This is a genomic window from Mesorhizobium sp. Cs1321R2N1 (assembly GCF_037179725.1).
GTDB classification, from domain to species: domain Bacteria; phylum Pseudomonadota; class Alphaproteobacteria; order Rhizobiales; family Rhizobiaceae; genus Mesorhizobium; species Mesorhizobium salmacidum.
The window spans coordinates 1-4,058 of record NZ_JAPYKP010000249.1; the positions used below are offsets into that span (position 1 = coordinate 1).

Consider the following 4,058-nt stretch of genomic DNA (forward strand, 5'->3'; position numbering starts at 1 on the left):
GGCCGCTGGCCGGGTGCCGGACGCTAACGGCGACGACGCGGACACGCCGCCGCTCGGCGGCAAGGGAACCGACAATGACTGACCAGCCGATCCTGATGTTCGATTCCGGCGTCGGCGGGCTCACCGTGTTGCGCGAGGCGCGCGTGCTGATGCCCGACCGTCGCTTCATCTATGTCGCCGACGATGCCGCCTTTCCCTTTGGCGCCTGGGAAGAGCCGGCGCTGCGGGCCCATATATTGGAGCTGTTCGCCAGACTGCTCGACCGCTTTGCGCCGGCCCTTTCGGTCATCGCCTGCAACACCGCCTCGACGCTGGTGATCGATGCGCTGCGCGATACCTTTCCCGGCCATCCCTTCGTCGGCACGGTGCCGGCGGTCAAGCCGGCGGCCGAGCGCACGCGCTCGGGCCTGGTCTCGGTGTTGGCGACCCCGGGCACGGTAAAGCGCCAGTACACGCGCGACCTGATCGCCAAATGGGCGCAGAAATGCCATGTCCGCCTGGTCGGCAGCGACAGGCTGGCGGGTCTGTCCGAAGCCTACATGCGCGAGGGCTTCGTCGACGAGGAGGCCGTGCGCGCCGAGATCGCACCATGCTTCATCGAGCGTGACGGCATGCGCACCGATATCGTTGTGCTGGCCTGCACGCACTATCCCTTTCTGGTCAATCGCATGCGCAAGACCGCGCCCTGGCCGGTCGACTGGATCGATCCGGCCGAGGCGATCGCACGGCGCGTCCTTTCGCTGCTGCCGCCTATCGATGGGGCGCTGCCGCAAGGCGAGTCCGATATCGCGGTCTTCACCTCGGGCAAGGCGGATTTCGCCGTCAGCCGCCTTATGCAGGGCTTTGGGCTGACCGTGCACTTAGACAGTGGCGATGCCCGCCACTCAAACAGGTTCGAAGACGATGCTGCGTCGATCCGGATCGGCCAGGACCAGCCTTAGCGTCAGGCCGTCGCCCTGTCTGAGGCCCGAGGCCTTTACGGTGGCGACGACAGGCATGTCGGCAAGCTGAACACGCACGCCATGGTCGACGAAGTCGGTGACGACGGCTTTGAAAATCTCCCCCTCGCGTCCCCTGAGCATTATTGCCTCGGCAAGGTCGATGGCTGCGTGGTTGATCTGCGAAGCGCGGCTATCCGCACGTCCCATAGCCTTCGGCAATCTGGCGAATGCGTCGGTGACAGCCTGGGGCACGGGCTGGCCGTTGGCGATAGCCAGCGCGCAGCGCACGACATAGCGATCGGCAAGCCGTCGGAGTGGTGCCGTTGCATGGGCATAGGTCGCGGCCATGGCCTCATGCCATGGGACAACGCCGTCGTGATAGGGTTGATAAGACGCGCCGGGGCTTGCATGGCGGATTTCCAGCATCAGCGCTGCCTGTCGCGAATCGGTCGGATCGAGGGTTCGCTGATAGTCTCGCAAACCGGTGGAGGCCGGCCAGGACAGTCCGAGAGCCTGTGCCGTGTTGCGCAATCTTTGAACCTTGAAAGCATCCGGCCCCGACATCACCCGGAACAAGCCGGTGTGGTGCGCAAGCATGGCATCGGCAATCGCAATGTTGGCGGCCAGCGAAAGTGCTGCGTTGTCCTGCTCGGATTGCAGCAACGGTCTGAACGAAAGCCGGTATGTGCCATCGGCAAGCCTTTCCACCTCCTGCTCGGGTGGGTCGACGCGGGAAGCCCCGCGACGCTGTTCGTTCATTGCCATGCGCAGCGCCATTTCGGCAAAACCGGCCGGAACGTCGGAAGCCTTCACGCTGTCGTAGGCGAGCTTTGCGCGGCTTTGAACGATTGCCCGCTCCGCGCCGTCCAACTTCGTTGCACCGTCCTGCGCAATCCGGACCGTGAAGATAACGGCTGGACGGGGTCCATCCGGCAACAGGCTTGCCGCACCCTCGGCAATCACCGGCGGGTAGAGTCCGGCCTTGCCGTCCGGCAAGTAAAGTGTCTCGCCCCGCGTCCAGGCTTCGAGATCCACCGCGTCGCCGTCCTCGACGAACCAGGCCACGTCGGCAATGGCATAATGCAGCAGAAGATCACTGCTGCTCGCCTCGATCGAGAACGCCTGATCGAGATCGGTGGAGGCAGCCGGATCGAGCGTGACGAAGGGCATCGCCCTTCGATCGGCATGCTGGTCGGGCACGCGTTTGGCCGCCGCCTCCGCCGCGGCAACTACATCAGCCGGAAATCCATCCGGCACGTGTAATTCGGTGCGGATTTTCGCCAGGCCGGTGGAGAGAGCCTGTGAGGGATCGGTCAGGGATTTCATTCAGCCGTCCTACACTGGGGTTCCGGACACGGGAAGGTACCAACGAAAATCGCCAAGGCCGGCCAATCATCTGGCACCGAGCGGACCGGATGGGCCACTGGCGCTGGAACCGCCGCCGAAGCGCGGCGTTTCTCCTGACAGCAAAGGAGAACCGCCATGCCAGCCACCTCGAAAGCCCAGCAGAAGGCCGCCGGCGCCGCACTCTCCGCCAAACGTGGCGAGACCAAAAAAAGCGAGCTCAAAGGCGCTTCCAAGGGCATGTATGAATCGATGAATGAAAAGCAGCTCGAGGAATTCGCCGAGACGAAGCGCAAGGGACTGCCGGAGAAAAAATCCCAGGATTGAGCGCTTCGAGGCAGACTATCTTGGAAATGAAAAAGGGCCAGCGACGTTCGCTGGCCCTTTGGGATTGTTGTGTTGAACAGCCTACCAGCGGTGGCAGCGCCGAATTCTCTCGACAATTACCCTGCGATGACCATGCCGCCACACCACTCTCTTTTTGACGATGATCCGGCAGACCTGTTTGTGGCCATGCCAATGACGCGCCATGGCCGGCTCCGGCGCCACCGCCATCGATCCTGCAAGCACTGCGGCGCCTGCCAGGGTAAGGAAGAACTTCTTCATGCAATTGGGCTCCTCTAGCTCCAGTCCCTTCCTGCTGCCGCTGGCGCAAAACCTCCCGCCACATCCGGCATCGCATCAACGTCGCAAACGCTACATGGTTGTGGTTGGCCACGCTACTCACAAGCTTGACATCGGTTAAATCTCGGTTTAACCAGCCGCCAACGCCGGGCAGCGATGTCCGGTGTTTCTTTTATATACGCAAAGTCAGTCACCCTATCTGTTTCTGGCCTTGTTTGAACTGACGTGTCCCGTGGGTTTTCCGCCGCGTTGCGTGGGAAAACCCTGTCAGGTCTCGAAAACGGAGGCCAGAGGAGGGCGCGTTTCCTTCACCCGGACCATGAGGTGCCGGGTGTGCTGTTTTGAAAAGGGAATGCGATGAGCAAGCGCGAATCCGCGAAATACAAGATCGACCGCCGTCTCGGCGAAAATATCTGGGGCCGCCCGAAGTCCCCGGTCAACAAGCGTGAATACGGCCCCGGCCAGCATGGCCAGCGCCGCAAGGGCAAGCTTTCCGATTTCGGACTGCAGCTGCGCGCCAAGCAGAAGCTGAAGGGTCACTATGGCGACGTTTCGGAAAAGCAGTTCCGCAAGGTCTATGAAGAGGCCGACCGCCGCAAGGGCGACACCTCGGAGAACCTGATCGGCCTGCTCGAATCGCGTCTCGATGCGGTTGTCTACCGCTCCAAGTTCGTGCCGACCATCTTCGCCGCCCGTCAGTTCGTCAACCACGGCCACGTCAACGTCAACGGCAAGCGCGTCAACATTGGCTCGTACCGCTGCAAGCCGGGCGATGTCATCGAAGTGCGCGAAAAGTCGAAGCAGCTGGTCATCGTCCTGGAGTCGGTCGGGCTCGCCGAGCGCGACGTGCCGGACTACATCGAAGCCGATCACAACAAGATGGTCGCGACCTTCTCGCGCATCCCGGGCCTCGCCGACGTTCCGTTCGCCGTGCAGATGGAACCGAACCTGGTCGTCGAATTCTACTCGCGCTAAGCGAACGCTTTTCTACGATATCGGAAAAGGCCGCCTTCGAGGCGGCCTTCAGACTGCTGACAAACCCCCGTCGAATTTCGGCGGGGTTTTGTTTTATGGGACTGAATGGATTTGCGATTTTGGTGTCAGGATAATTTGACAGGATGGCGCAGGAGGCACACCGGGTGGTTCTTG

The 4,058-nt window shown here is 62.1% G+C and carries 5 protein-coding genes; 3 read left to right on the plus strand and 2 right to left on the minus strand.

Features of this window, described 5'->3' with window-relative positions; translation table 11 throughout:
- The first annotated feature begins 74 nt into the window (after nt 1–74).
- Nucleotides 75–941, plus strand: a complete 867-nt coding sequence (murI, locus tag O7A61_RS31300; protein ID WP_337133042.1) for a glutamate racemase — start codon at nt 75–77, stop codon at nt 939–941.
- Here murI and O7A61_RS31305 read toward each other — a convergent pair.
- Complete coding sequence (locus O7A61_RS31305) at nt 885–2,267, minus strand: RNB domain-containing ribonuclease (protein ID WP_337133041.1); 1,383 nt, start codon at nt 2,265–2,267, stop codon at nt 885–887. The genes murI and O7A61_RS31305 overlap by 57 nt on opposite strands.
- Before the next feature lie 156 nt (nt 2,268–2,423).
- Between O7A61_RS31305 and O7A61_RS31310 the strand changes: the two genes are divergently transcribed.
- Nucleotides 2,424–2,612 (plus strand): DUF3008 family protein, encoded by a 189-nt coding sequence (locus tag O7A61_RS31310; RefSeq protein ID WP_027143670.1) that lies wholly within the window; start codon nt 2,424–2,426, stop codon nt 2,610–2,612.
- A gap of 81 nt (nt 2,613–2,693) precedes the next feature.
- Here the strand turns inward: O7A61_RS31310 and O7A61_RS31315 are convergent, their stop codons facing one another.
- Nucleotides 2,694–2,891 carry a hypothetical protein gene (locus O7A61_RS31315; RefSeq protein ID WP_027042433.1) on the minus strand — a complete coding sequence of 66 codons (198 nt, stop codon included), beginning with the start codon at nt 2,889–2,891 and terminating at the stop codon, nt 2,694–2,696.
- A gap of 375 nt (nt 2,892–3,266) precedes the next feature.
- Between O7A61_RS31315 and rpsD the strand changes: the two genes are divergently transcribed.
- Complete coding sequence (gene rpsD, locus O7A61_RS31320; RefSeq protein WP_027028657.1) at nt 3,267–3,884, plus strand: 30S ribosomal protein S4; 618 nt, start codon at nt 3,267–3,269, stop codon at nt 3,882–3,884.
- Nucleotides 3,885–4,058: the final 174 nt, after the last annotated feature.